We start from the raw sequence: 22,413 nt of genomic DNA, 5'->3' as shown, positions 1-22,413 counted from the left end.
CCACGATGAACCACGACCGCTCCCACGCCCTGTTCAACCGCGCGAAGGCGCTGATCCCCGGCGGCGTCAATTCGCCGGTGCGCGCATTCAAGTCCGTGGGCGGCGAGCCGTTCTTCGTGCAGCGCGCGGACGGCGCGTACCTGTACGACGTGGATGGCAACCGCTATATCGACTACGTGGGCTCGTGGGGACCGATGATCACGGGGCACAACCACCCGAAGGTCCGTGAAGCAGTGGAACGCGCGATCCGCGACGGGCTGTCGTACGGCGCGCCGTGCGCGGCCGAAGTCACCATGGCCGAGACGATCACGCGGCTGGTGCCCTCATGCGAGATGGTGCGCATGGTCAACTCCGGCACCGAAGCCACGCTGTCGGCGATCCGGCTGGCGCGCGGCGCCACCGGCCGCCAGCGCATCGTGAAGTTCGAAGGCTGCTACCACGGCCACGGCGACTCGTTCCTGGTCAAGGCCGGAAGCGGCATGCTGACGCTGGGCGTGCCGACGTCGCCGGGCGTTCCCGCTGGGCTGAGCGAACTGACGGCGACCCTCAGCTACAACGATTTCGAGGGCGCGACACAGCTGTTCGAGGACATCGGTGGCGAAGTCGCCGCGGTCATCATCGAGCCGGTCGTCGGCAATGCGAACTGCCTGCCGCCGCGCGAAGGCTACCTGCAGCACCTGCGCGACTTGTGTACGCGACACGGCGCGCTGCTGATCTTCGATGAAGTGATGACCGGGTTCCGCGTCGCGCTGGGCGGCGCGCAGGCGCTGTATGGCGTGGTGCCGGACCTGAGCACCTTCGGCAAGATCATCGGCGGCGGCATGCCGGTCGGCGCCTATGGCGGCCGCCGCGACCTGATGGAGCAGATCGCGCCCGCCGGCCCGATCTACCAGGCCGGCACGCTGAGCGGCAATCCGGTGGCGATGGCGGCCGGGCTGGCGATGCTGGACCTCGTGTCCGAACCCGGCTTCCACGACCGCCTGTCCGCGACCACCGTGGCACTGTGCGAGGGCTTCGTAGCCGCCGCGCGCGAGGCCGGCGTGGCGCTGACTACCAATGCCGTGGGCGCGATGTTCGGCCTGTTCTTCACCGACAGCAAGGTCGATACCTACGCCCAGGCCGTGGCCTGCGATACCGCCGCGTTCAACCGGTTCTTCCACGCCATGCTGGAACGCGGCGTATATCTCGCGCCATCGGCCTTCGAAGCGGGCTTCGTGTCCAGTGCGCACGATGACGCCATCGTCGATGCCACGCTGGCCGCAGCGCGCGAGGCCTTCGCGGTGGTGGTTGCCGGCTGACATCGCGTGGTACCGCGCATCCGCCACGTCCTGTTCGACTTCGACCAGGTGCTGGCGCGGTACCGGCACGAACGCAGGATCGCGCACCTGGCCGACACCGCCGGTTGCGCGCATGAGCGGGTGCGCGAGGTGTTGTTCACTTCAGGGCTTGAAGCGGCGTACGACAGCGGGCTGCTCGATACCGCGACCTACCTGGCGCGGTTGGGCGACGGCATCGGCGCGCCCGTCGACGAGGCGCACTGGATCGCTTCACGGATGGCGGGCAGCGACGCCGCGCGCGACGTGCTCGTCCATGTCGAGGGGCTGGCCCCGGAAATCACGCTGGGCATCCTGACCAACAATGGCGGACTGATGGCGGATGCGATCCCGCGCATCCTCGGCCCTGGCTGCCGCCGGTTCGAGGGCCGCATCCTGTGCAGCGGTGCGCTGCAACTGCGCAAACCCGACCCGGCGGTCTTCCGCCGGGCCCTCGACCGGCTCGGGTGGCAGGCCGGCGACACCCTGTTCGTGGACGACAGCTTCGCCAACGTGCAGGCCGCGCGGACGCTGGGGATCCACGCCGATACGGTGAAGGACGGCCGCTCGCTGCGGCGCGTGCTGAAGCGGCACGGCCTGGCCTGACGGCCCTCGGGCCGCCCGGCGGGCCATCCGGAGCCATCCGAGCGTCCGCCAGGGCATGCCCTTGGCAACCGATCCTTCAAAATGGGAATCAATATCATTACAATTACAATTCGTTGTACGCAGCCGACCCCGCGCGTTGACGCCACCCCATACCCCACGTTCCGGAGATCCCCCGCATGCGCGGAGCAGTCCATTCCACCCGCCCCACCCCGCTGGCTGCCGCCGTTGCCGTGGCGCTGATCCTGTCCACTGGCATGGCCTTCGCCGAAACGGCCACCGACGCCGAAGCGGCTCGGGTCAAGGAACTCGATGCCGTGCGCGTGATCGCCAATCCCGAGGACCCGCAGAGCTCGACCGGCTCGGCGTACGTGCTCACCCCGCGCGAGCTGGACAAGTTCGAGCGCGGCAACGTCAACAACGTCCTGCGCAGCGTCCCCGGGGTGTACACCCGCGAGGAAAGTGGCGAAGGCGTGTTCCCGCGCATCAGCATCCGCGCCTCGTCGTCAGGGCGCAGCGATCGCATCTCGGTGCTGGAAGACGGCGTACCGGCGGCGATGGCGCCCTATGCCAACACCTCCGCGTACTACTTCCCGAACATCGGCCGCATGTCCAGCGTGGAAGTGCTGAAGGGTCCGGAGATCCTGCTGCACGGCCCGCACACCACTTCGGGCGTGGTCAACCTGCTGTCCACGCCGATCCCCGACAGTGCGCAGGGGCAACTGAAGGCAGAGCTGGGCTCGTTCGACACGCGCAAGCTGCATGCCTACTACGGCACCACCGCCGGCCAGTGGGGCTTCCTGCTGGAGACCTACCAGAACCGCGGGGATGGCTTCCACAACATCGACCGTTCGGACCTGGGCGCCGGCCACGACATCAACGAATATGTCGGCAAGGTGCGCTGGAGCAGTGCGCCCGACGCGCGCTTCTCGCAGCAGGTGGACCTGAAGCTGCACTACGACGAGGAAACCGCGCGGGTGAGTTACCTCGGCCTGACCGACGCCGATTTCCGAGCGGACCCCGACCGTCGCTACGGCCTGAGCGAACTGGAGCGCATGGACCGCGGCCGCAAGTCGGCCAGCCTGCAGCACCAGATCGGGTTCACCGACAGCACCTGGCTCACCACCACGGCCTACCTGGTGGACACCTACCGCTATTACGACCGGCTGAACCAGGTCAACGGCGTCAACCTCGGCGGCATCACCGACATCGTCAACACCGGCGGCGCCAATGCGGCGCTGTTGCAGGGCATCCTGCAGGGCACCGCCAACACCACGCACCCCAACGGCGTGCGCTACGGCCACAACCACCAGGCGTTCGTGTCGAAGGGGCTGAAGGTGGAACTGGAGCACGGCTTCGCCACCGGCGACGTGCAGCACACACTGACCACGGGCGTGCGCTACCACGAAGACACCACCAAGAACGTCGACAAGGGCCGGTCGAACAGCTACTACGCCCAGGTCAACGGCGACCTGGTGTACCTGCGCACGGACTTCGTCACCCCGCAGCGCGGTGATGCCGATGCGTGGTCGGCATGGCTGGCCGATCGCATCGAGGTTGGCAACTGGAGCCTGCTGCCCATCCTGCGCCACGAGCGCATCCGCAGCCGCGCCAACCTCGCCACCGATGCCACGCCGGCGCAGATCGCCGCACGCAACAGCAACAGCATCGACAAGACCACCGCCGGCTTTGGCGCCAATTACGCCCTCAACGCGAACTGGACGCTGCTGGGTGGCGTGCACCAGGGCTTCGCGCCTCCGGGCAACGGATCGGCGGAGGGCACGAAGGGCGAGGAAAGCACCAACTTCGAAGCCGGGGTGCGCTATCGCAACGGCAGCTTCGGGATGGATGCCATTGGCTTCCTGAGCGACTACGACAACGCCATGCGCACCTGCCTCGTCGCCAATCCGTGCTCCGGTGGCGTGGTCGACGGCACCGAACAGACCGGATCGAAGGAAGTGTACGGACTGGAGCTGGGCGCTTTCGCCACGCTGTACGACAACGGCGCGATCCGCGTGCCGCTACGCCTGGCCTACACCTGGACCGATGGCGAGTACACCCGTGACTCCGACACCGGCAGCGTGCTCAAGGGCGACGTGATCGAGTACACGCCGAAGCACATCGGCCAACTGCAGCTGGGCGTGGAAGGCGAAGGCGGCTGGAATGCCTATGCGGCGCTGAACTACTCCGACGGCGCATACACCACCAACACCGCGGGTCGTCCTGGCGTGGACGACACCTACCAGCGCACCCAGAGCCTGTTCACCGTGGACGTGGCGGCCGCCTATCCGCTGTCGTCGACGGCAGAAGTCTATGCGCGCATCGACAACGTGCTCGACGAGCGCCGCATCACCCACCGCGGCGCGGACGGCGCACGCGGCAATGCACCGCGCGGCTATGCGGTGGGGCTGCGGTTGAAGTTCTGACCACCATATCCACGCCGATCCCAGGCAAGCCTGCCTCTCCGAGCCCCGGTGCACCGATGCGCCGGGGTTTTCTCATTTCGGCCCTCTGGCTTGGACGAGCCCGTTGGCAGGCTGGCGACACCTGTAAGGCAGCATGTCGTCATCTCGACGAGGCGGGCGGGTACCGCCCGCGCAGCGAGAAGGCACGGCGAACACGGATTCTCGGCCAAAGCTCAGACATTTCGCGTTTCGGCGAAGGCGCCGGATCCCGGCATTCGCTGCGATCAAACACGTCGATACCTCACTTTTCGCCAGACCAGCAAGCGCCCTTGGATTCAGGATTTCGCAGCTGCCGCTTCTGGACAAGTCTGGTCTGTGGATGCACAAACCCTCACCGGCTCACCGTAGACGCCTGGTGGCGACACCGGGGTCACTTCAAGTCTCCAACGCACATGTCCATCGGCGCCTGGCGCCAGGCCACGCCAGCGCCACTGGATGAACGGTCGCCCGCTGCCCCAATCCACTGGTGCCGAGTACGAACGCGGGGACGCATATGGAAGCATCGTGCTTGTCGATCGCTCGCACACGGCAGCCATATTCTCGTGCCACTCGGCCGGATCGACCAAGCAATCCGATCCCGATTGCGAGATAGCCCAGTCCCGCACAAGAATCATCGCCATCCATCCATGGCACAAACCCGACTTCGTGGATGACGAGATGCGCCGGCACCAGCCGTCATTCTGTACTCGGCTGCGCAGTGAATTCAGGCGATGTCGCGAGGCTGCACGCGTCAGCGCTTGCCGGAATGACTGCGAGCAAGAATGCAGCGGTCAGCGGAAGCGCCCCATCCATCAAGTAGCCATCCCTGCAAGTGCCAGCTTGAGTCGGCGCAGGCCCTCGGCGAGTTCTTCGTCGGTGATGTTCAACGCCGGCACGAAACGCAGCACGTCCGGACCGGCCTGCAGCAGCAGCAACCCTTGGGCGGCGGCCAGGTCGAGGATCTCGCCGGCGCGGCCGGCATGGGCAGGCTTCAGTACGGCGCCGAGCATCAGGCCGCGTCCGCGCACCTGCGTGAACAGGTCGAGTTCGGCGTTGATCGCGTCGAGTCCCGCGCGCAGCGCCGCAGATTGCCGCGCGACGTTGTGCGTGATCGCCGGTGACGACAGCTTGCGCAGCGCTGCGCGCGCCACCGCAGCCGCCAGCGGGTTGCCGCCGAAGGTGGTGCCGTGCGCGCCAAACTGCATCGCCTCGGCCGCCTTGTCGCCCACCAGCATCGCGCCGATCGGGAAGCCTCCGCCGAGCGCCTTGGCCAAGGTGACGATGTCGGGCTTCACGTCGTCCTGCCAGTGCGCGAACAGGGTGCCGGTGCGGCCCATGCCGCTCTGGATCTCGTCCAGCACCAGCAGCGCGCCATGGTGGTCGCACAGCTCGCGCACCGCGCGCAGGAACCCGGGCGCGGCCGGCATCACGCCACCCTCGCCCTGCACCGGCTCCAGCATGACCGCCGCTACGTCGCCGCCGGCCATCGCGATTTCGAGTGCCGTGACGTCGTTGAAGTCGACATAGCGGAAACCGCCGGGCAGCGGTTCGTAGCCTTCCTGGTACTTGGGTTGCGCGGTCGCGGTGACTGCCGCCAGCGTGCGTCCATGGAAGCTGCCGCGGAAGGTGGCGATGACGCGCCTGTCCGGCGTGCGGCCCTGCGCCGACGCCCATTTGCGCACCAGCTTGATCGCGGCTTCATTGGCCTCGGCGCCGGAATTGCACAGGAATACGCGCCTGGCGAAGCGCGAGGCGGCGGCGAGTTCCTCGGCCAGCCGCAACGGCGGTTCGCTGTAGAACACATTGCTGGTGTGCCACAGCTTGCCGGCCTGTCCGGTCAGCGCCGCCACCAGGTCGGGATCGTTGTGGCCCAGGCCGCAGACGGCAATGCCGGCCGACAGATCGATGTACTCGCGGCCTTCGCTGTCCCAGACGCGTGCACCCTGGCCGCGCTCGAGGATCACTTCGCGCGGGCGGTACACCGGCAGGTAGACGTCGCGGCCGAGGGCCAGCAGGTGGGCGATGTTCGACATGTTGCTTGGGATGGGCGGAGGGAAGCGGCCATTGTGCGCAAGCGGGGCGCCACGTGCACGCCGCCGGCCGCGTCGGCCCGCGCTAGCGCCCGCGATGCGCCCAGGCCAGGGCCAGCAGGCAGGTGATGATCAGCACGCTGTACTCCATGCCGTTGCGCCCCAGGCCGACCACGAACCAGCCCGACGACGCGTGCACCAGCCAGATCCCGCAGGCATAGACCCCGGCGAACACCAGCGCGATCGGCGCCACCCATCGCCCCCAGGCCAACAGGGGCGCTGCAAACAGTTCCAACAGCGTCACCGCCCAGGCGAAACCAAGCCCGAACGGGAATCCGCGATTGTCGAGGAAGGCGCCGAAGGGCGTGACCGCATCGTGGTAGACCCGCGCGATGCCATGCACGAAGAGCAAGGTCGCCAGCCCGACGCGGATCAGCGCCAGCGACTGGCGGGCAGAGGATGCGGAGGCCGTCGACATGGGGATCGCTCAGTCCAGGAACAGGTCGGGCAGCAGCGGCTTCGTCGGGTCGACGGCGTAATGCGACAGGTCGGTCACGCCGGCGTCGGCCAGCACTTCGTCGTCGATCAGGAAGTGTCCGGTGAAGCCCGCCGCCGGGCGCGTCAGCACCGCATGCGCGGCATCGGCCATGATCGCGGGCGAACGGCCGTTGCCGCTGTCCACGCCGGGAATCATGTTGAGTGCGTCGGTGGCGATCAGGGTGCGCGGCCACAACGCGTTGATGGCGACGCCCTGGTCGTGGAATTCCGCCGCCAGCCCGAGGGTGACGAAGCTCATGCCCATCTTCGCCAGGGTGTAGCCGGTGTGCGGCGCCCACCACTTCGGGTCGAGCGACGGCGGCGGCGCCAGCGTGAGGATGTGCGGATTGCCTGCCTTCAGCAGGTGCGGCATCGCCACCTGCGCGCACAGGAAGCTGCCACGTGCGTTGACCTGCTGCATCAGGTCGAAGCGCTTCATCGGCGTGTCCAGCGCACCGCGCAGCCAGATGGCGCTGGCGTTGTTGACCAGGATGTCGAGGCCGCCGAACGTCTCGACCGTCTTCGCCATCGCCGCCTTCACCTCGGCCTCCTCGCGGATGTCGCACTTGATCGCCAGCGCGCGGCCGCCCGCCTCTTCCACCGCCTTCGCCGCGCTGTGGATGGTGCCGGGCAGTTTCGGATTGGGCACGTCCGATTTCGCGGCGATGGCGACATTGGCGCCATCACGCGCGGCACGCAGCGCGATCGCCAGGCCAATCCCGCGCGAGGCGCCGGTAATGAAGAGGGTTTTGCCGGACAGCGACATCGCATTCTCCTGTTGGATGCGGCGCATTGTAGAAGGCGCGCGAGCGGACGAGCCTGCCGGACGCGCCGCTCAGGCCGGTGCTGGCGGCCGCAGGCACGCCGACGCCAGGCGCGCATCGCCCGCGGGATCGTGCGGCAACACGCCCAGGCACGGTGCCGCCAGGGCATCTCGCAACAGGTCGAGGTAGTCGTCGACGCGGTCGAACGTTGGATCGACGCGATTGCCGATCCAGCCGACCAGGCGACAGCCCTCGGCATCGATGGCGCGCGCGGTCAGTCGCGCATGGCTCAGGCAGCCCAGGCGCAGGCCGACCACCAGCACCACGCCGGCATCCAGCGCACGGGCCAGGTCGGCATGTTCGATGCCGTCGCCCAACGGCGCGGCCCAGCCGCCGGCGCCCTCCACCACCACCGCGTCGGCATGCGCGGCGAGTCGCGCATGCGCCGCGCGCATGGCCGGCAGTGCGACATCGATACCGGCATCGCGCGCCGCCAGCTGTGGCGCGGTCGCTGCGGGCAGCGCGAACGGATTGACGTCGTCGTAGGCGGGCTGCGGTTCACTGGCCGACTGCAGGGCCAGCGCGTCCTCGTTGCGCCAGCCGGACGGCGTGGCGTCGCAACCGGCGGCGACCGGCTTCATGCCGGCTGCGCGCAAGCCCTGGCGGCGCAACGCGTGCAGCAGCGAGGTCGTCGCGAAGGTCTTGCCGATGCCGGTGTCGGTGCCGGTGACCAGCCATGTGCGGCTCATGCCGCGTCCGCCTCGCGCGTCGACAATGCAAGTCGCAAGCGCTCGCGGCGCACGTGGTACCACGGCATCCACAGGCCCAGCGTCGCGTAGGCCCACATCGGCAGGCCGCCCAGCGCGCGCCATGCGTCGGAAAACACGGGGTCGAAGACATAGAGCGCGGATGCGGCCAGCAGCGCCGCCAGCGAGACGAGGGCGAGGATGCGGTGCGACCCCAGTTCGGTGCGCAGCACGTGGCGCTCGTTGGCGTCCAGCGCAAGCGCGTCGGCGCGGCGCAAGGCATGCGCGTTGAGCAGGCACAGCAGCCATGCCAGCAGGCCGAAACCGATGCTGTAGACGATGAACGCGGTCTGCAGGTCGCGCATCAACGCGCCGTCCGCGAAGCCGAGTTCGTTCGGCACCCACCCGCCGGTAAGCAGCGAGAGGAAACTCGACATCACCATGCGCAATGGATACACGTACACCATCACCACCAGCACGAAGGCCAGGCTGAGCACGGTCGCCTTGCCGTCTTCCAGGCCGGCGCGCCGGCTCCAGCGGTTGTGCGCCGCCCAGAACATCATCAGCACCGCGAAGCACGCGACGAACGTCGGCACCCGCCCCAGCGCCTCGCGCAGCTCGGCCACGGTCTGCGGCAGGTCGTTGGTGAAGATGACCAGCAAGGTCAGCGAGAACGCAAATGCGGCATCCACGAAGGTCTCGAGGCGCGTGACCTGCGCGCCGCGCAACCGGAAACCGGCGGCGTCCCGATCCGTCTTTGCATCCGGGTGCATCGTGTCCTCCGTCCGCAGGGGCCGCTGCTACACTGCAGCGATGTTCACCGCCACCAGTCTAAGCGGCGACAAGCCCGCGCAATACGCCCAGCTCGCCGCGCAGGCGCGCGCCCTGCTGGCCGGCGAGCCCGACCGCATCGCCAATGCCGCCAACCTGTCCGCCCTGCTCTACCACGCGCTGCCCGCGCTGAACTGGGCGGGCTTCTACTTCTTCGACGGGACCGAGCTGGTGGTCGGCCCGTTCCAGGGCCTGCCCGCCTGCGTGCGCATCCCGCTGGACAAGGGCGTGTGCGGCGCAGCCGCCACGACGCGCCAGGCGCAACGGATCGAGGACGTGCACGCGTTCCCGGGCCACATCGCCTGCGACGCGGCCTCGCGCTCGGAGCTGGTGGTGCCGCTGGTGCGCGACGGCGAACTGGTCGGCGTGCTGGACCTCGACAGTCCGGAATTGGCGCGTTTCGACGTTGAAGACCAACGGGGGATCGAAACCATCGCTGCCATCTACGTCGAGGCGCTTCAATGACCGCCCCCCTCAAGCTGCGCAACATCGGCCCCAAATCCGCTGCCTGGCTGCGCCAGGTGGGCTTGCGCACGCGCGAGGACCTGGAAGCCGCCGGCCCCGTCGATGCCTTCATGCGCGTGCGCCGCGCCGGCTTCAAGCCCAGCCTCAACATGCTGTACGCGCTGGAAGGCGCGCTGCAGGACTGCCACTGGCAGGAGGTGCCCGAAGCACGTCGCGCCGAACTGGTGGAAGCGGCCGAAGCCGCCACCGCGCTGCTGCCACCGCCGCGCGGCCGTCCCGCCGCCGCGCCCGTTACCCACACCCAGGTGCAGGAAGAGCACCCGGCCGCGCCTGTATTCGGGTTCCTCGACGATCCGGGTGGCAGCGGCAGCGGCGACGACTGAGGCATCCCCCACGGCAGTTGGCTTACAATGCCGCCTGCTTCGAGGTGGCCCGCGGACATACGTCCAAGGGCTGAAACGGGAAGCCGGTGACAACGCCGTCGCATCGCGCGACGCGTCCAGTCCGGCACTGCCCCCGCAACGGTAAGCGCGTCAGGCCGACGCAACCGCCACTGTGCCGATGGGCATGGGAAGGCGCGACGGCCGGAGCACCCTGCTCAGCGCGCGAGTCCGGAGACCGGCCACGAAGCCCACTGGTTGCGATGCGGAGGGCGTCGTGGCGGCGATGATGCCGACGCCTGCCCGCGCGGCCCACGCAGCCCGTCCCTTCCCGTCGCGATTCCCGCAACCCACCGCGTGCGCGGGTGCACGCGACGGAGAAGATCGCCCATGTCACGCCTGTCCCTGGCCATCGCGGCCGCCCTGCTCGTCCCCACCGCCTCCCTCCCGTTGGCCGCCTCGGCCGAATCCTTCGACGCCACCGACCTCGACCAGGTGGTGGTGACCGGCACCCGCACCGAAGTGCGGGTGCGCGACAGCCTTGCGCCGGTCGAAGTGATCGAACTCGAGGAAATCGAGCGCAGCCAGGCGCGCGACCTCGTCGGCCTGCTCAAGGGCCGCGCGGGCATCGGCTTCACCAACCAGGGTGGCGCCGGCAAGCTGACCGGCTTCAACCTGCGCGGCACCGAGGCCGACCACGTACTGGTGCTGGTGGATGGCGTGCGCATCGGCTCGGCCACCGCGGGCCTCGCGGCGTTCCAGGACCTGCCGCTCGACCAGATCGAACGCGTCGAGATCGTGCGCGGTCCGCGTTCCAGCCTGTACGGCTCGGAAGCCATCGGCGGCGTGATCCAGATCTTCACCCGCCGCGGTGGCGCCGGCCTGTCTCGGCATTTCCGCATCGGCGGCGGCAGCCACGACCTGCGCGAATACAGCGGCGGTTTCAGCCATGGCGGCGAGCGCGGCTGGGTCGGCGCCGACGCCGCCTATCGTTCGACCGGCGGCATCAATGCCTGCCGCGGTTCGGGCACGCTGTTCCAGGGCTGCTTCGCCGACGAGCCGGACCTGGACGGCTATCGCAACCTGTCGCTGAACCTGCGCGGCGGCCTGCAGCTGTCGCCGGCGTTCAGCGTGGAAGGCCACTTCCTCAATGCCGACAGTTTCAACGAGTTCGACGGCACGGTGTTCGGCGGCAACGAGGCCGACAACCTGCAGCGCGTCCTCGGCGGCAAGGCGACCTGGACGCCGTCGGATGCGGCGCGCGTGGTGTTGCAGCTCGGGCGCACTGCGGACCGGTCGGACAACTATTTTGCCGATGCCACCGCCGGCACGCGCAGCTTCGTCAGCACCTTCGACACCCGGCGCGACAGCGCCTCGCTGCAGGGCGACTTCGAGCTCGGCCGGGCCCACCTGCTGACCGCCGGGGCCGACTGGCTGCGCGACGAGATCACCAGCACCACCGACTTCGACGTGGACCGCCGCGACAACACCGGCGTGTTCGTCGGCTACCAGGGCCACTTCGGCGCGCAACGCGTGCAGGCCAGCGTGCGCAACGACGACAACGAACAGTTCGGCAACCACGTCACCGGCAACCTCGGCTGGGGCTACGGTTTCGGCAACGGCATGCAGCTCACCGCCAGCGCGGGCACGGGCTTCCGCGCTCCCTCGTTCAACGACCTGTACTTCCCGTTCTCCGGCAATCCCGACCTGCTGCCGGAGCAGTCGAAGACGTTCAACCTGGGCGTGTCGCAGTACGCCGAAGGCTGGAACTGGACCTTCAACGCCTACGAAACCCGCATCGACGACCTGGTGGCGCTGGACGCCAACTGGATGCCGGGCAACATCGAGGAAGCGCGCATCCGCGGCGCGGAAACGACGTTCGCCACGTCACTGGCGGGCTTCGACCTGTCCACCCAGCTCAGCCATACCGATCCGCGCAATCGCACGACGGGCGCGAACGACGGCAACCTGCTGCCGAGGCGCTCGCGCAACACCGCGCGCGTGGACATCGACCGCGCCTTTGGTGCATTCCGCGTGGGCGCCACCGGCTTCGGTGCCAGCCACCGCTTCGACAATGCCGCCAACAGCGTGCGCCTGTCCGGCTACGGCACGCTCGACCTGCGGGTGGAATACGCGATCAACCCGCAGTGGACCCTGCAGGCGCGCGCCACCAACGTCTTCGATCGCGACTACGAAACCATCGCCTGGTACAACCAGCCCGGTCGCGAGTACGGCCTGAGCCTGCGTTACCAGGCGCGCGACTGACGGTGCGCGGGTCGATGGCGACGGCCCACGCCATCGACCCGAGCGCCGGTTGCCTCATTCCACGGCAAGATCGAGCAGGCTGCGCAGGTCCGCCGTGACCTGCAGCGCACCCGCTGTCTGCAGGTCGTAGCCACGGCGGTAGCCGTAGTCCACCAGCACCAGCGGCATGCCGGCCGCACGCGCCGCCTCGGCGTCGGTGCGCGAGTCGCCGACCATCACGCTTTGCGCGGGATCGATCCCGAACCCGCGCGCGATGTGCCACAGCGGTTCCGGATCCGGCTTGTGCACCGGCAGCGTGTCGCCCCCGACCACGGCATCGAACAGGTCGTTCCAGCCCAACGCCTCGAAGAGTGGCGCGATGAAGCGCTGCGGCTTGTTGGTGCACAGCGCCACGCGCACGCCACGCGCATGCAGGCCCTGCAGCGCGTCCTCGGCGCCCGGATAGGCGCGCGCCTGCAGCGGTAGCGAGTCGGCGTAGTGCCGCATCAGCAAGGCATAGGCCGACTCGAAGGCTTCGCCGTCGGGCAGGTCACCGCCGGCATGCTGCAGGCCCTGCCGCAACAGCTGTCGGGCGCCATCGCCGATCCAGGTGCGGATCAGGGTTTCCGGTTCGGGGGCATGGCCAAGGGCCTGCAGCGTGTGGTTGAGCGCACTGGCAATGCCGGTGGCGCTGTCGATGAGGGTGCCGTCCAGATCGAACAGCGCGGCACGCAGGGGAGATGGCATCGGGTTGGCGATCCGTGGGGGAGCACAGTGTAGCCAGTGGCGTCGATGCGGCCCTGCGCGCACGGCGACGCTTCCACGTGGAAAGCAGAAGTTGCGAAGGGGGATGTTTCGGTTGGCGCATCTCGCGACAGGGCCGTGGCGATCGGCGCTTTGGTCGCTTCGCCGCCCCTCACCCCCAACCCCCCGCTCCGCGCCCCGGCCCGCGCCAGTGGCACGGGCGCTCCTGCGCACGCGCGCCAATGGCGCGCAAACCGTGCGCTTTCGCCCCGAAGGGAGAGGGGCTTCTTGTTCCATCCCTCCGGGAGAAGGCCCGCAGGGCGGACAAGGGGCGGCGAAGCATCGATCACGCCGATCGGGATTCCCTTTACATGCTAGGGCTTTCCAGAGGATTCCTCGTGAACCAGCGCATGCGTACCTCCCGCTCGATCGCCATCGAACAGCGCCGCCTGCATCGCTACCTCGTCGCGTTCGCGAAAGCCCGACAGGCCAACGCCCACCAGCCGATAGCGCGTGGATTCGGGCAACTCCACCCGCGCCAGCAGCGACAGCGCGATCGCGGTGAACGCCTCCAGAGACACCGGCGGCGACTCGGGCGTGAAGCTGCGGGTCAGGATGCGGAACTGCGCGGTCTTGAGCTTCAGCACGATGGTGCGGCCCACGCGATCGGTCCTGCGCGTGGCGGTCCATGCCTTCTCCGCGATGCGACGGATGTGCGGCTCCAGTTCCCCGAGCGGCAGGTCGGTGGCGAAGGTATCTTCGGCCGAGATCGACTGGACGGGTTGGTCCGGCTCCACCGGGCGCTCGTCGATGCCGCGCGCGCGCCGGTGCAGTGACACGCCGAAGCTGCCAAAGCGCTGCTGCAGGTCCTGCAACGAGAAGGCGCGCAGGTCGCCGACGGTGGCGATGCCCATGTCCGCCAGCTTCGCCTGCATCACCTTGCCAACGCCCGGGATCCTGGCCACCGGAAGCGGCGTCAGGAAAGCCTGCACCTGCGTCGGCTTGACCACGAAGACGCCGTCGGGCTTGTTCCAGTCCGAGGCGATCTTGGCGATGAACTTGTTCGGCGCCACCCCTGCCGACGCGGTGAGCTGCGTTTCCTCGCGGATGCGCGTCCGGATCGCCTCAGCCGTCGCGGTGGCGCTGGGCGAGGCGATCTTCGGCACGGTGACGTCGAGGTACGCCTCGTCCAGCGACACCGGCTCCACCAGGTCGGTATGCGAGAGGAAGATGTCGCGGATCTGGCGCGAGGCGGCTTTGTAGCGCGGGAAGTCCGGCGGCACGAAGATCGCGTCCGGGCAAAGACGCTCCGCTCGCAACGCCGGCATGGCCGAACGCACCCCGAACCTGCGCGCCTCGTATGACGCGGCGCAGACCACCGAACGGGCGCCGCGCCATGCCACGACGACGGGGCGGCCGCGCAGCGACGCATCATCGCGCTGCTCGACCGACGCGTAGAACGCATCCATGTCGATGTGAAGGATCTTGCGCGGATTCATGCCTCGCATGATCCCGCTGCTCCGTGCTTCGCCACAAGATGGAGGACGCGCAGCCACAGCGCCTCCGGAGAATGGCCTTGGCCCGGATGGCCTTAGTCTGCTGCAGCGGCCACGCTGTCCTCGTATTCCAGCCGCGCCAGCCCGGCGTCGGCGAACTGCGGGGCAAGCAGCACCTGGTGCTCGTCATCGGCATCGATGACCACCAGGATGCGCCCAGCCTCGATCTCCGCCTCGAACTGCCGGCGGACCGGGTCCGGCAATGATGCGCCGACGAGTGCGGACGCCCAGGAGCCCACCAGGGCACCCGCGGCACCACCGCCCAGCATCGCCCCGGCCAGCGTCAACCCAAGCGGTGGGAACGTGGACGCGGCCAGGCCGGCCAAGGTCCCGGCAACGGCACCGTAGCCTGCGCCGCGCGTGGCTGCCGGCACCATGTCGGTTTCGGCTGACTTGAACGCATCGGGGATCGCTTCCAGCTCGATGTCGGAACGCGCGATCAACGAGATTTCGTCCTCATCCAGACCGCTTGCACGCGCCAGGTCCACGGCGCGCACGACCTGCTCGCCGGTGGATGCGCTGTAAACACGCTTGTGTGTCATTTGAGTAGCCTCCTTGCGGCTTGGAAGAAGAGTCGTCCGGACTACCGGCACAACTTGGTGCGGCTTGCGCGTTTCGCACGAGGCAGTGACGTCAGGACCAGGGGGCAGTGCCACCCTCCATGGCGGCAGGTCACTGGATCCTTGTCCTGACGCCGGTGGGCCGGCGTCCATGCCTTCGCGATCCGCAGCTCATCGCTCGTTGCGTGCAGTCTCTCCACCTCGAACCGTGATGCCGCTTGCGTCGACGCGGGTGACGCCTTCGATCTCGCCAGCGACGGCAACGGCGCGATCCGCTTCTGCCTGCGTATCCACTTCACCGGTGAGGGTGACGACGCCATTGACGGTCTCGACCGAAATGTCGAGCCCCGACACATCCTGGTTGGCCAGCAACGAGGCTTTCACCTTGGTGGTGATCCAGGTATCGCCGGCCGGCTGCTCGGACTCACCGTGCGTGGCATCGTGGTGCTCGCTGGCATCCTGCGCCTGGGCATTGGCATGGGCGAGGCCAACGGCTGCGGCCAGCAGCGACGTGATGAGGACGCGGTTGATGGCCTTGCGGTTGCGGCGGTTGCGGCGGTTGCGGAGGTTCATGGCGTAGCTCCTGTCTGTCTCGTTGTGTCTGGCTTGAGTCCAGCGCGTTGGGAATGGATGGATCGTTGGTCGCCTGGTGCAGGGATGCGACCGGTGCGATACCGCGATGCATCCCTGGTCCGTAAGGCGACGTTACGCAGCACCCGGTGAACGCGGCGCGTAGCTGGCGTGATCGCGGCGTCGACATGCCGAGGGCGTTGCGCGGATGAATGCGCACCCGTCATCCGACGCGCCCGGAACCAGCCGCTGCACCGCGCCTGGCGCATTCATGGGCGCCGGCTTGCGTGCATTCCGTTGTCGAGGCGTGAAGTACCGCGCCTACTTCTTTCACGCTTGCGCAGCGTGCGCTTTGCGACCTTGTCCCGGGGCGACCAGCCTCGCCTGAAGGACCTGAAGGAGTCGACCGCATGAAAACCATCAAAACTCGATTGATCCCGTTCAAACCCCTGATTGCCGCACTCGCGTTGGTGTTCGCCACGACCGCGTGCCAGCAGCGCACCGACGACACGCTGATGGCGCCGACCGACGATGCGACGACGATGCCGCCCGCCGATCCGGTCGACACCATGGCGCCGCCGGCACCGATGCAGGAAATGGATCCCTGTGCCGGACTGATGGGCACCGAGCTGGACGAATGCCTGCGCCGCCAGGCCGAAATGGCCACGCCGCCGGTGATCGACGAAACCCAGCCGCTGCCGCCGCCGGAGCCACCGATGACCGACGATCCGGCACCGACCACGCCGCCGCCCGCGAACTGACCCGCGCAAACCGGCTGCACGTCGCTTGCAATGCGGTTGGATAGCCGGTCGTCCGGCCTGCCCAACCAAACTTGCGTTCGATGACAGATGCACGAAGGCCGGCAATCACGCCGGCCTTCGCCTTTTGGCTACGTGCAAGCACGCGGCATCCGAAGCCAGCTTCAGGCAATGCCCGCCGCCGGACGCACACCGGTCGGTGCATTCGCCGTCGCGGCCTGCGGCTGCGCGGCGATCATCAGCGTCGCGCCGAGGATGGCGAGGTTCTTCAGGAACGCCGTCAGCTGCTCCTGCACCTGCGTAGCCTCGGCACTCCAGAAGCCGTGGAAGATGACCGTGGTCGGCACCAGGAAGGCGGCCAGCGCCAACGCTGCCCAGCGGGTCCTGAAGCCGACGATCAGCATCAGGCCCGCGCCGATTTCCAGTGCGATGGTCAGCACCAGCAGCAGCGAGGCGGCAGGCAGGCCGGAGGCCGCCATCCAGCCTGCGACATGGTCGAAGCCGCCGATCTTGTTGTAGCCGGCCACGAGGAACAGCAGGCCGACCATGGCCGGTGCGAGCCGGCGGGCCGCGAACGAGAGCGATTGGTTGAAGGTGTTCATGGGATGTCCATTTGCAAGGGGGTTGCGTGTTGGGGAGGGTTGGGCACGTCGGCCAATGCACAGCGCCCGGTGGAATCAGCGGGGAAGATCGAACAGCAGGATTTCAGCGTCCGTACCGCGTTCGAGCACCACGGCGTCCTCGTCGGCGAGCTTCAGCGCGTCGCCGGCGTCCAGCGCGATGCCATTGACGGTCACGCTGCCGCGGGCGACATGCACGTAGCCCAGCCGCCCTGCGGCCAGCGGATGCTCCAGCCGGTTGTCGCCATCGAGGATCGAGGCGAACAGCGAGACGTCCTGGTGCACGCGCACGGAACCGTCGCGGGCATCGCTGGAGGCGATCAGCCGCAGCTTTCCGCGCTTGGAGGCGGCATCGAAATGCTTCTCCTCGTAGCTGGGCTCGATGCCGGTGCGATCGGGGATGATCCAGATCTGCAGGAAGTGCACCTTGTCGGTGCGGGAATGGTTGAACTCGCTGTGCTGCACGCCGGTGCCTGCGCTCATGCGCTGCACGTCGCCATAGCGGATCACCGAACCGGTGCCCAGGCTGTCCTTGTGCTCCAGCGCGCCGTCGAGCACGTAGGAAATGATCTCCATGTCCCGGTGCCCGTGCGTGCCGAACCCCATGCCCGGCTGCACCTTGTCTTCGTTGATCACCCGCAGCGGGCCGAAGCCCATGTGCGCGGGGTCGTGGTAGTGGCCGAAGGAGAAGCTGTGGCGGGACGACAGCCAGCCGTGCTCGGCGGGGCCCCGGTCGTCGGCTTTGCGGATCTGATGCATGGCAAGCTCCTGTTTCGATTCTGTCGACAGTGGCCGGGCGGCCTTGAAGCTACGCGAATCACCTTGTTCTGTCGGCTGGAGTGCAGTCTGCGCCAGCATCCCGCGCTTGGAAAGCGAGCTTTTTGCAGATTTATCATCGATAATTTCGAACATGGCGGGACCATTGCCCCGCGAGCGGGACACCGGGATGCTCAGGATCAGCCTCGACGCGCTTCAGGTACTGGATGCCATCGATCGCCGCGGTTCGTTCTCGGGGGCGGCGAAGGAACTGTTCCGGGTGCCGTCCACGATCTCCTACACCGTGTCGACGCTGGAGGACGCACTGGGCGTGCAGTTGTTCGAACGGATGGGGCCGCGGGTGGCGTTGACCGCGGCCGGCCACGAACTGCTGCGCGAAGGCCGCCACCTGCTCAAGGCCGCCGGCGACCTCGAGCAGCGCGTGCGCCGCGTGGCCTCGGGATGGGAAACCGAGTTCGGCATCGGCCTGGATTCCTCGTTCCCGCCGATCGCACTGCACGAGGACATCGCCGCTTTCCATGCACTGGCACAAGGCACCCGCCTGCGCATCGTGCACGAGGCGCTGTCCGGCGCGTGGGAGGCACTGCTGGACGAACGCATCGACATCGTGCTCGCCGCCGGCGAAGGCCCGGGCGGTGGCGGATACGTGTCCGAGGTGATCGGAACGATCGATTTCGTGTTCGCGGTCGCACCGGCGCACCCGCTGGCGTCCATCGACCGCCCGCTGGGCAAGGCCGACCTGCAGCCGCACCGCGCGGTGGCGGTGGCGGATTCGGCGAGGCGCCTGCCGCCGCGTACCGTCGGCCTGCTGTTCGGCCAGGACACGCTGACCGTGCCGGACATGCACAGCAAGCTGCAGTTCCAGCTGGCGGGCGCGGGGTTCGGCTTCCTGCCGGACGTGCTGGCGCGGCCCGCCATCGCCACGGGCCGCCTGGTCGGGAAACAGGTGGAAGAACCACGCGCGCCGGAAACCTTCCACGTGGCCTGGCGTTCGGATGAATCCGGCGCGGCCCTGGACTGGTGGCGCGCGCGCTTCCGCGATGCCGCCGTACGTGCGCGGCTGATGGCGGCGATCTGCGGCGGCTGATGCCGCGTCGGCATGACCGCGATGGCGCGCCTTCGCCGGGAGGCGGAGCGCCGATACCCCGGACTACTCCACCGTCACCGACTTGGCGAGGTTGCGCGGCTTGTCGACATCGGTGCCGCGCGCCAGCGCCGCGTGGTAGGCCAGCATCTGCACCGGGATGGTGTGCACGATGGGGCTGAGCACGCCAACGTGGCGCGGGGTACGGATCACGTGCACCCCCTCGGACTCGCCGAAGTTGCTGTCGGCATCGGTGAACACGAACAGCTCGCCGCCGCGCGCACGGACTTCCTGCATGTTCGACTTCACCTTCTCAAGCAAGCCATCGTTGGGCGCGATCACCACCACCGGCATGTCGGCATCCACCAGCGCCAGCGGGCCGTGCTTGAGTTCGCCCGCCGGGTACGCCTCGGCGTGGATGTAGGAGATTTCCTTGAGCTTGAGCGCGCCTTCCAGCGCAATCGGGTAGTGCACGCCGCGGCCGAGGAACAGCGCATGCTGCTTCGGCGCGAACTTCTCGGCCCATGACGCGATCTGCGGTTCGAGGTTCAACGCGTGCTGCACGCTGCCGGGCAGGTGGCGCAGGTCGTCCATGAAGACGGCCTCGCGCGCATCGTCCAGGCGGCCGTTCGACTTCGCCAGCGTCGCGGCCAACGCGAACAGCGCCACCAGTTGCGTGGTGAAGGCCTTGGTGGAGGCCACCCCGATCTCGGCGCCGGCGCGGGTGTAGAACACCAGCTTGCTGGCGCGCGGGATGGCGCTTTCCGGCACGTTGCAGATCGACAGCGTCCTGTCGTGCCCCAGCGACTTGGCGTATTTCAGCGCTTCCATGGTGTCGAGCGTTTCGCCCGACTGCGAGATGGTCACCACCAGGTGCTTCGGGTTGGCCACCGCGCTGCGGTAACGGTATTCGCTGGCGATCTCGACGCTGCATGGCAGGCCGCTGATCGCCTCGATCCAGTAGCGCGCCACCGAGCCGGCATAGAAGCTGGTGCCGCAGGCGAGGATCTGCACGCCTTCCACGCCCTGCAGCACGTCGGCGGCGTTGGCGCCGAACAGCGCCGGGTCGAAGCCGCCGGCGTCGATCACCGCTTCGATGGTGTCGCCGAGTGCGCGCGGCTGCTCGTGGATCTCCTTCTGCATGAAGTGCCGGTACGGGCCGAGTTCCAGCGAGGCCAGCGACACGTCGGACAGATGCTCGTCGCGCTGCACTTCGCTGCCGTCGCCGTCGAACACGCGCACGGATTCGCGCGTCAGTTCGGCGGTATCGCCTTCCTCCAGGAAGATCACGCGGCGCGTGGACTGGATGATCGCGGACACGTCGGAGGCGACGAAATTCTCGCCCTCGCCCAACCCGACCAGCAGCGGACAGCCCATGCGCGCCACCACCATCCGGCCCGGCTCCTTGCGGCTCACCACGGCCAGCGCGTAGGCGCCATGCAGTTCCTTGACGGCGCGCTGCAGCGCGGCCAGCAGGTCGTCGCCCTGCTTGAGGTAGTGGTGGATGAGGTGCGCGATGACCTCGGTATCGGTCTGCGATTCGAAGCCGTAGCCAAGTTGCTGCAGGCGCGCGCGCTGTGCATCGTGGTTCTCGATGATGCCGTTGTGCACCAGCGCCACGCCATGGCTGATGTGCGGATGCGCGTTGGCCTCGGTGACGCCGCCGTGCGTGGCCCAGCGGGTGTGGCCGATGCCCAGGGTGGCGTGCACGCCCTCGGCCTGCGCGGCGGCCTCCATTTCCGACACGCGCCCGGTGCGTCGCACGCGGCGCACGTCGTCGCCTTCGACCAGCGCGATGCCGGCCGAATCGTAGCCCCGGTACTCCAGCCGTTTCAGTCCTTCGATGAGGACGGGCACCACATCGCGACCGGCGATCGCGCCAACGATTCCACACATGCGTCCGGCAACTCCCTTGTCTGGCGCCCAAGTTTACGGGAATCGGGTGTCCGTCCGGACACCCGGACTGTCCGGACGGACACTGTCCGCGCCGCAAATCTTCTTTTGAATCAACGTCTTGTGCGTTGGCACGCGAATTGCGTTCGACACCAGTGCAACCCATCGCAATCCGCGCACATCCCAGACGAGCCCATGGACAACCCCAACCGCATCCGCGACACCTCCGCCCAGGACCAGGCGCTGTCCTCGGCCACGCTGGGTCGCCGCAAGCGCAAGCTTTGGCTGCTGGGCGGCGTTGCGGGACTGGCGGTGCTGTTGCTCGGCGCCTGGCTGGTCTCGGCATGGACCGGCGGCAGCCAGTCGTTCGATGCCTCGCGCGTGCGCATCGCCGAGGTCAAGCGCGGCGACCTGGTGCGCGACATCACCGCCGACGGGCGCGTGATCACCGCCAACAGCCCGACCCTTTACGCGATCGCCGGTGGCACCGTGGCGCTGAAGGTGGTGGCCGGCGACGTGGTGGAGCAAGGCCAGGAGCTGGCGGTCATCGACAGCCCCGAGCTGCGGAGCAGGCTGGTGCAGGAGGAATCCACGCTCGCCAGCCTGCAGGGAGAGGCCAACCGCGCGATGCTCGACGCGCAGCTGACCCGCTCCGATGCGCAGAAGCTGCTGGACCAGGCGCAGATCGACCACACCGCGGCGCAGCGCGACGTGGAACGCTACCAGCGTGCCTACGAGGGCGGCGCGGTGTCGAAGAACGAGTACGACCGCGCGCTGGACGGGATGAAGAAGGCCGAGCTGGGCCTGGCCGCCGCACGGCAGGATTTCTCGCTGCAGGGTCGGGGTGCCGGCATCGATGCGCGCAACAAGCGACTGATGGCCGAGCGCCAGGCCGCGGTGGTCGCCGAACTGCAGCGCCAGGTGGCTGCGCTGACCCTGCGCGCGCCGTTCGACGGACAGGTCGGCCAGGTGCAGATCGCGCAGGGCACCAACGTCGCGATCAACGCACCGATCCTGAGCGTGATCGACCTCAGCGTGTTCGAGGTGGAGATCCGCGTGCCGGAAAGCTTCGCCCGCGACCTCGCCATCGGCGTGCCGGCGCAGGTCACCAGCACCGGCACCCGCTACGGCGCGCAGGTTTCGGCCGTGTCGCCGGAAGTCGTGAATGGCGAAGTCACCGCGCGCCTGCGCTTCGACGACGGCCAGCAGCCGCCCAACCTGCGCCAGAACCAGCGCCTGTCCGCGCGCATCGTGCTGGACACGCGCGAAGACGTGCTGATGGTCGAGCGTGGCCCGTTCCTCGAGCAGGATGGCGGCCGCTTCGCCTGGGTGCTCACCGGCAACACCGCGGAGCGCCGCCCGATCCAGGTCGGCGCCAGCAGCCTCAACGCCGTCGAAATCGTCTCCGGGCTGGACGCCGGCCAGCGCATCGTGATTTCCGGCACCGACCAATTCGCCAACACCGCGGACCGCGTCCGCATCTCGGGAAACTGA

General features: G+C 68.3%; 21 protein-coding genes and 1 riboswitch. Of the genes, 9 read left to right on the top strand and 12 right to left on the bottom strand.

The features are described 5' to 3' along the window. Positions 1-5: 5 nt before the first annotated feature. The 3 genes from hemL to E2F46_RS11505 all read left to right on the top strand — a co-directional run bounded on the left by hemL (position 6) and on the right by E2F46_RS11505 (position 4,342). Positions 6-1,298: a glutamate-1-semialdehyde 2,1-aminomutase gene (gene hemL, locus E2F46_RS11515; protein WP_133322230.1), complete on the top strand. Its 1,293-nt coding sequence runs from the start codon at positions 6-8 to the stop codon at positions 1,296-1,298. A gap of 6 nt (positions 1,299-1,304) precedes the next feature. Then, the gene (locus E2F46_RS11510) at positions 1,305-1,919 is read left to right on the top strand and encodes an HAD-IA family hydrolase (protein ID WP_133322229.1); all 615 of its coding nucleotides are present in this window, start codon (positions 1,305-1,307) and stop codon (positions 1,917-1,919) included. 176 nt (positions 1,920-2,095) lie between these two features. After that, the gene (locus E2F46_RS11505) at positions 2,096-4,342 is read left to right on the top strand and encodes a TonB-dependent receptor family protein (RefSeq protein WP_133322228.1); all 2,247 of its coding nucleotides are present in this window, start codon (positions 2,096-2,098) and stop codon (positions 4,340-4,342) included. Positions 4,343-5,172: 830 nt separating this feature from the next. Here the strand turns inward: E2F46_RS11505 and E2F46_RS11500 are convergent. The 5 genes from E2F46_RS11500 to E2F46_RS11480 form a co-directional block, all read right to left on the bottom strand. Next, on the bottom strand, positions 5,173-6,393 hold the full coding sequence (locus E2F46_RS11500) for an acetylornithine transaminase (protein WP_133322227.1): 1,221 nt from the start codon (positions 6,391-6,393) through the stop codon (positions 5,173-5,175). Between the two features lie 82 nt (positions 6,394-6,475). Beyond that, positions 6,476-6,868, bottom strand: coding sequence for a DoxX family protein (locus tag E2F46_RS11495; RefSeq protein ID WP_133322226.1), 393 nt, complete (start codon positions 6,866-6,868; stop codon positions 6,476-6,478). A gap of 9 nt (positions 6,869-6,877) precedes the next feature. Further along, entirely contained in the window at positions 6,878-7,693 is an 816-nt protein-coding gene (locus E2F46_RS11490) for an SDR family oxidoreductase (RefSeq protein ID WP_133322225.1), read from the bottom strand. Between the two features lie 69 nt (positions 7,694-7,762). Continuing rightward, the gene (gene bioD / locus E2F46_RS11485; RefSeq protein WP_133322224.1) at positions 7,763-8,440 is read right to left on the bottom strand and encodes a dethiobiotin synthase; all 678 of its coding nucleotides are present in this window, start codon (positions 8,438-8,440) and stop codon (positions 7,763-7,765) included. Continuing rightward, the gene (locus tag E2F46_RS11480; RefSeq protein ID WP_133322223.1) at positions 8,437-9,210 is read right to left on the bottom strand and encodes a TMEM175 family protein; all 774 of its coding nucleotides are present in this window, start codon (positions 9,208-9,210) and stop codon (positions 8,437-8,439) included. The genes bioD and E2F46_RS11480 overlap by 4 nt, the downstream gene beginning before the upstream one ends. Positions 9,211-9,250: 40 nt before the next feature. Here E2F46_RS11480 and E2F46_RS11475 point away from each other — a divergent pair, with 40 nt between their 5' ends. From E2F46_RS11475 to btuB, 3 genes are all read left to right on the top strand, one after another. Beyond that, positions 9,251-9,733 (top strand): GAF domain-containing protein, encoded by a 483-nt coding sequence (locus tag E2F46_RS11475; protein ID WP_133322222.1) that lies wholly within the window; start codon positions 9,251-9,253, stop codon positions 9,731-9,733. Beyond that, complete coding sequence (locus E2F46_RS11470) at positions 9,730-10,116, top strand: TfoX/Sxy family protein (protein ID WP_133322221.1); 387 nt, start codon at positions 9,730-9,732, stop codon at positions 10,114-10,116. The genes E2F46_RS11475 and E2F46_RS11470 overlap by 4 nt, the downstream gene beginning before the upstream one ends. A 25-nt stretch (positions 10,117-10,141) precedes the next feature. Beyond that, positions 10,142-10,374, top strand: a riboswitch (cobalamin riboswitch). Positions 10,375-10,503: 129 nt separating this feature from the next. After that, positions 10,504-12,378, top strand: a complete 1,875-nt coding sequence (gene btuB / locus E2F46_RS11465; protein ID WP_133322220.1) for a TonB-dependent vitamin B12 receptor — start codon at positions 10,504-10,506, stop codon at positions 12,376-12,378. A gap of 54 nt (positions 12,379-12,432) precedes the next feature. On the opposite strand, the gene gph is transcribed toward btuB, so the two are convergent. From gph to E2F46_RS11445, 4 genes are all read right to left on the bottom strand, one after another. Beyond that, the gene (gph, locus tag E2F46_RS11460) at positions 12,433-13,104 is read right to left on the bottom strand and encodes a phosphoglycolate phosphatase (RefSeq protein ID WP_133322219.1); all 672 of its coding nucleotides are present in this window, start codon (positions 13,102-13,104) and stop codon (positions 12,433-12,435) included. A 371-nt stretch (positions 13,105-13,475) separates the two neighbouring features. Beyond that, entirely contained in the window at positions 13,476-14,600 is a 1,125-nt protein-coding gene (dinB, locus tag E2F46_RS11455) for a DNA polymerase IV (RefSeq protein ID WP_133322218.1), read from the bottom strand. A 92-nt stretch (positions 14,601-14,692) separates the two neighbouring features. Continuing rightward, on the bottom strand, positions 14,693-15,199 hold the full coding sequence (locus tag E2F46_RS11450; protein WP_133322217.1) for a hypothetical protein: 507 nt from the start codon (positions 15,197-15,199) through the stop codon (positions 14,693-14,695). Between the two features lie 189 nt (positions 15,200-15,388). Continuing rightward, positions 15,389-15,790 carry a BON domain-containing protein gene (locus tag E2F46_RS11445; RefSeq protein ID WP_133322216.1) on the bottom strand — a complete coding sequence of 134 codons (402 nt, stop codon included), beginning with the start codon at positions 15,788-15,790 and terminating at the stop codon, positions 15,389-15,391. Between the two features lie 407 nt (positions 15,791-16,197). On the opposite strand from E2F46_RS11445, the gene E2F46_RS11440 reads away from it, so the two are divergent. Beyond that, on the top strand, positions 16,198-16,548 hold the full coding sequence (locus E2F46_RS11440; protein WP_133322215.1) for a hypothetical protein: 351 nt from the start codon (positions 16,198-16,200) through the stop codon (positions 16,546-16,548). Between the two features lie 161 nt (positions 16,549-16,709). Here E2F46_RS11440 and E2F46_RS11435 read toward each other — a convergent pair whose 3' ends face one another. Then, positions 16,710-17,147 carry a DoxX family protein gene (locus tag E2F46_RS11435; RefSeq protein WP_133322214.1) on the bottom strand — a complete coding sequence of 146 codons (438 nt, stop codon included), beginning with the start codon at positions 17,145-17,147 and terminating at the stop codon, positions 16,710-16,712. Between the two features lie 75 nt (positions 17,148-17,222). Beyond that, positions 17,223-17,924, bottom strand: a complete 702-nt coding sequence (locus E2F46_RS11430; RefSeq protein WP_133322213.1) for a pirin family protein — start codon at positions 17,922-17,924, stop codon at positions 17,223-17,225. Between the two features lie 187 nt (positions 17,925-18,111). On the opposite strand from E2F46_RS11430, the gene E2F46_RS11425 reads away from it, so the two are divergent. Then, positions 18,112-19,029, top strand: coding sequence for a LysR substrate-binding domain-containing protein (locus tag E2F46_RS11425; protein WP_133322284.1), 918 nt, complete (start codon positions 18,112-18,114; stop codon positions 19,027-19,029). Positions 19,030-19,092: 63 nt separating this feature from the next. Here the strand turns inward: E2F46_RS11425 and glmS are convergent, their stop codons facing one another. Continuing rightward, entirely contained in the window at positions 19,093-20,922 is a 1,830-nt protein-coding gene (gene glmS / locus E2F46_RS11420; RefSeq protein ID WP_133322212.1) for a glutamine--fructose-6-phosphate transaminase (isomerizing), read from the bottom strand. 192 nt (positions 20,923-21,114) lie between these two features. Between glmS and E2F46_RS11415 the strand changes: the two genes are divergently transcribed. Next, positions 21,115-22,413, top strand: a complete 1,299-nt coding sequence (locus E2F46_RS11415) for an efflux RND transporter periplasmic adaptor subunit (protein ID WP_133322211.1) — start codon at positions 21,115-21,117, stop codon at positions 22,411-22,413.

Origin of the sequence: Luteimonas aestuarii (assembly GCF_004357985.1) — a bacterium.
Lineage (GTDB): Bacteria > Pseudomonadota > Gammaproteobacteria > Xanthomonadales > Xanthomonadaceae > Luteimonas > Luteimonas aestuarii.
Note: the sequence above shows the minus strand (reverse complement) of the source record. Positions and strands in the feature narration are given on the sequence as shown.

Bases quoted from the DNA above. Each gene is read 5' to 3' on its own strand.
- E2F46_RS11470 (WP_133322221.1), top strand. From the start codon at position 9,730: ATGACCGCCCCCCTCAAGCTGCGCAACATCGGCCCCAAATCCGCTGCC.
- E2F46_RS11440 (WP_133322215.1), top strand. From the start codon at position 16,198: ATGAAAACCATCAAAACTCGATTGATCCCGTTCAAACCCCTGATTGCC.
- bioD (WP_133322224.1), bottom strand. From the start codon at position 8,440: ATGAGCCGCACATGGCTGGTCACCGGCACCGACACCGGCATCGGCAAG.
- E2F46_RS11415 (WP_133322211.1), top strand. From the start codon at position 21,115: ATGGACAACCCCAACCGCATCCGCGACACCTCCGCCCAGGACCAGGCG.
- E2F46_RS11475 (WP_133322222.1), top strand. From the start codon at position 9,251: ATGTTCACCGCCACCAGTCTAAGCGGCGACAAGCCCGCGCAATACGCC.
- btuB (WP_133322220.1), top strand. From the start codon at position 10,504: ATGTCACGCCTGTCCCTGGCCATCGCGGCCGCCCTGCTCGTCCCCACC.
- E2F46_RS11505 (WP_133322228.1), top strand. From the start codon at position 2,096: ATGCGCGGAGCAGTCCATTCCACCCGCCCCACCCCGCTGGCTGCCGCC.
- E2F46_RS11500 (WP_133322227.1), bottom strand. From the start codon at position 6,393: ATGTCGAACATCGCCCACCTGCTGGCCCTCGGCCGCGACGTCTACCTG.
- hemL (WP_133322230.1), top strand. From the start codon at position 6: ATGAACCACGACCGCTCCCACGCCCTGTTCAACCGCGCGAAGGCGCTG.
- E2F46_RS11450 (WP_133322217.1), bottom strand. From the start codon at position 15,199: ATGACACACAAGCGTGTTTACAGCGCATCCACCGGCGAGCAGGTCGTG.
- E2F46_RS11495 (WP_133322226.1), bottom strand. From the start codon at position 6,868: ATGTCGACGGCCTCCGCATCCTCTGCCCGCCAGTCGCTGGCGCTGATC.
- E2F46_RS11435 (WP_133322214.1), bottom strand. From the start codon at position 17,147: ATGAACACCTTCAACCAATCGCTCTCGTTCGCGGCCCGCCGGCTCGCA.
- E2F46_RS11425 (WP_133322284.1), top strand. From the start codon at position 18,112: ATGCTCAGGATCAGCCTCGACGCGCTTCAGGTACTGGATGCCATCGAT.
- dinB (WP_133322218.1), bottom strand. From the start codon at position 14,600: ATGAATCCGCGCAAGATCCTTCACATCGACATGGATGCGTTCTACGCG.
- gph (WP_133322219.1), bottom strand. From the start codon at position 13,104: ATGCCATCTCCCCTGCGTGCCGCGCTGTTCGATCTGGACGGCACCCTC.
- E2F46_RS11480 (WP_133322223.1), bottom strand. From the start codon at position 9,210: ATGCACCCGGATGCAAAGACGGATCGGGACGCCGCCGGTTTCCGGTTG.
- E2F46_RS11490 (WP_133322225.1), bottom strand. From the start codon at position 7,693: ATGTCGCTGTCCGGCAAAACCCTCTTCATTACCGGCGCCTCGCGCGGG.
- E2F46_RS11430 (WP_133322213.1), bottom strand. From the start codon at position 17,924: ATGCATCAGATCCGCAAAGCCGACGACCGGGGCCCCGCCGAGCACGGC.
- glmS (WP_133322212.1), bottom strand. From the start codon at position 20,922: ATGTGTGGAATCGTTGGCGCGATCGCCGGTCGCGATGTGGTGCCCGTC.
- E2F46_RS11445 (WP_133322216.1), bottom strand. From the start codon at position 15,790: ATGAACCTCCGCAACCGCCGCAACCGCCGCAACCGCAAGGCCATCAAC.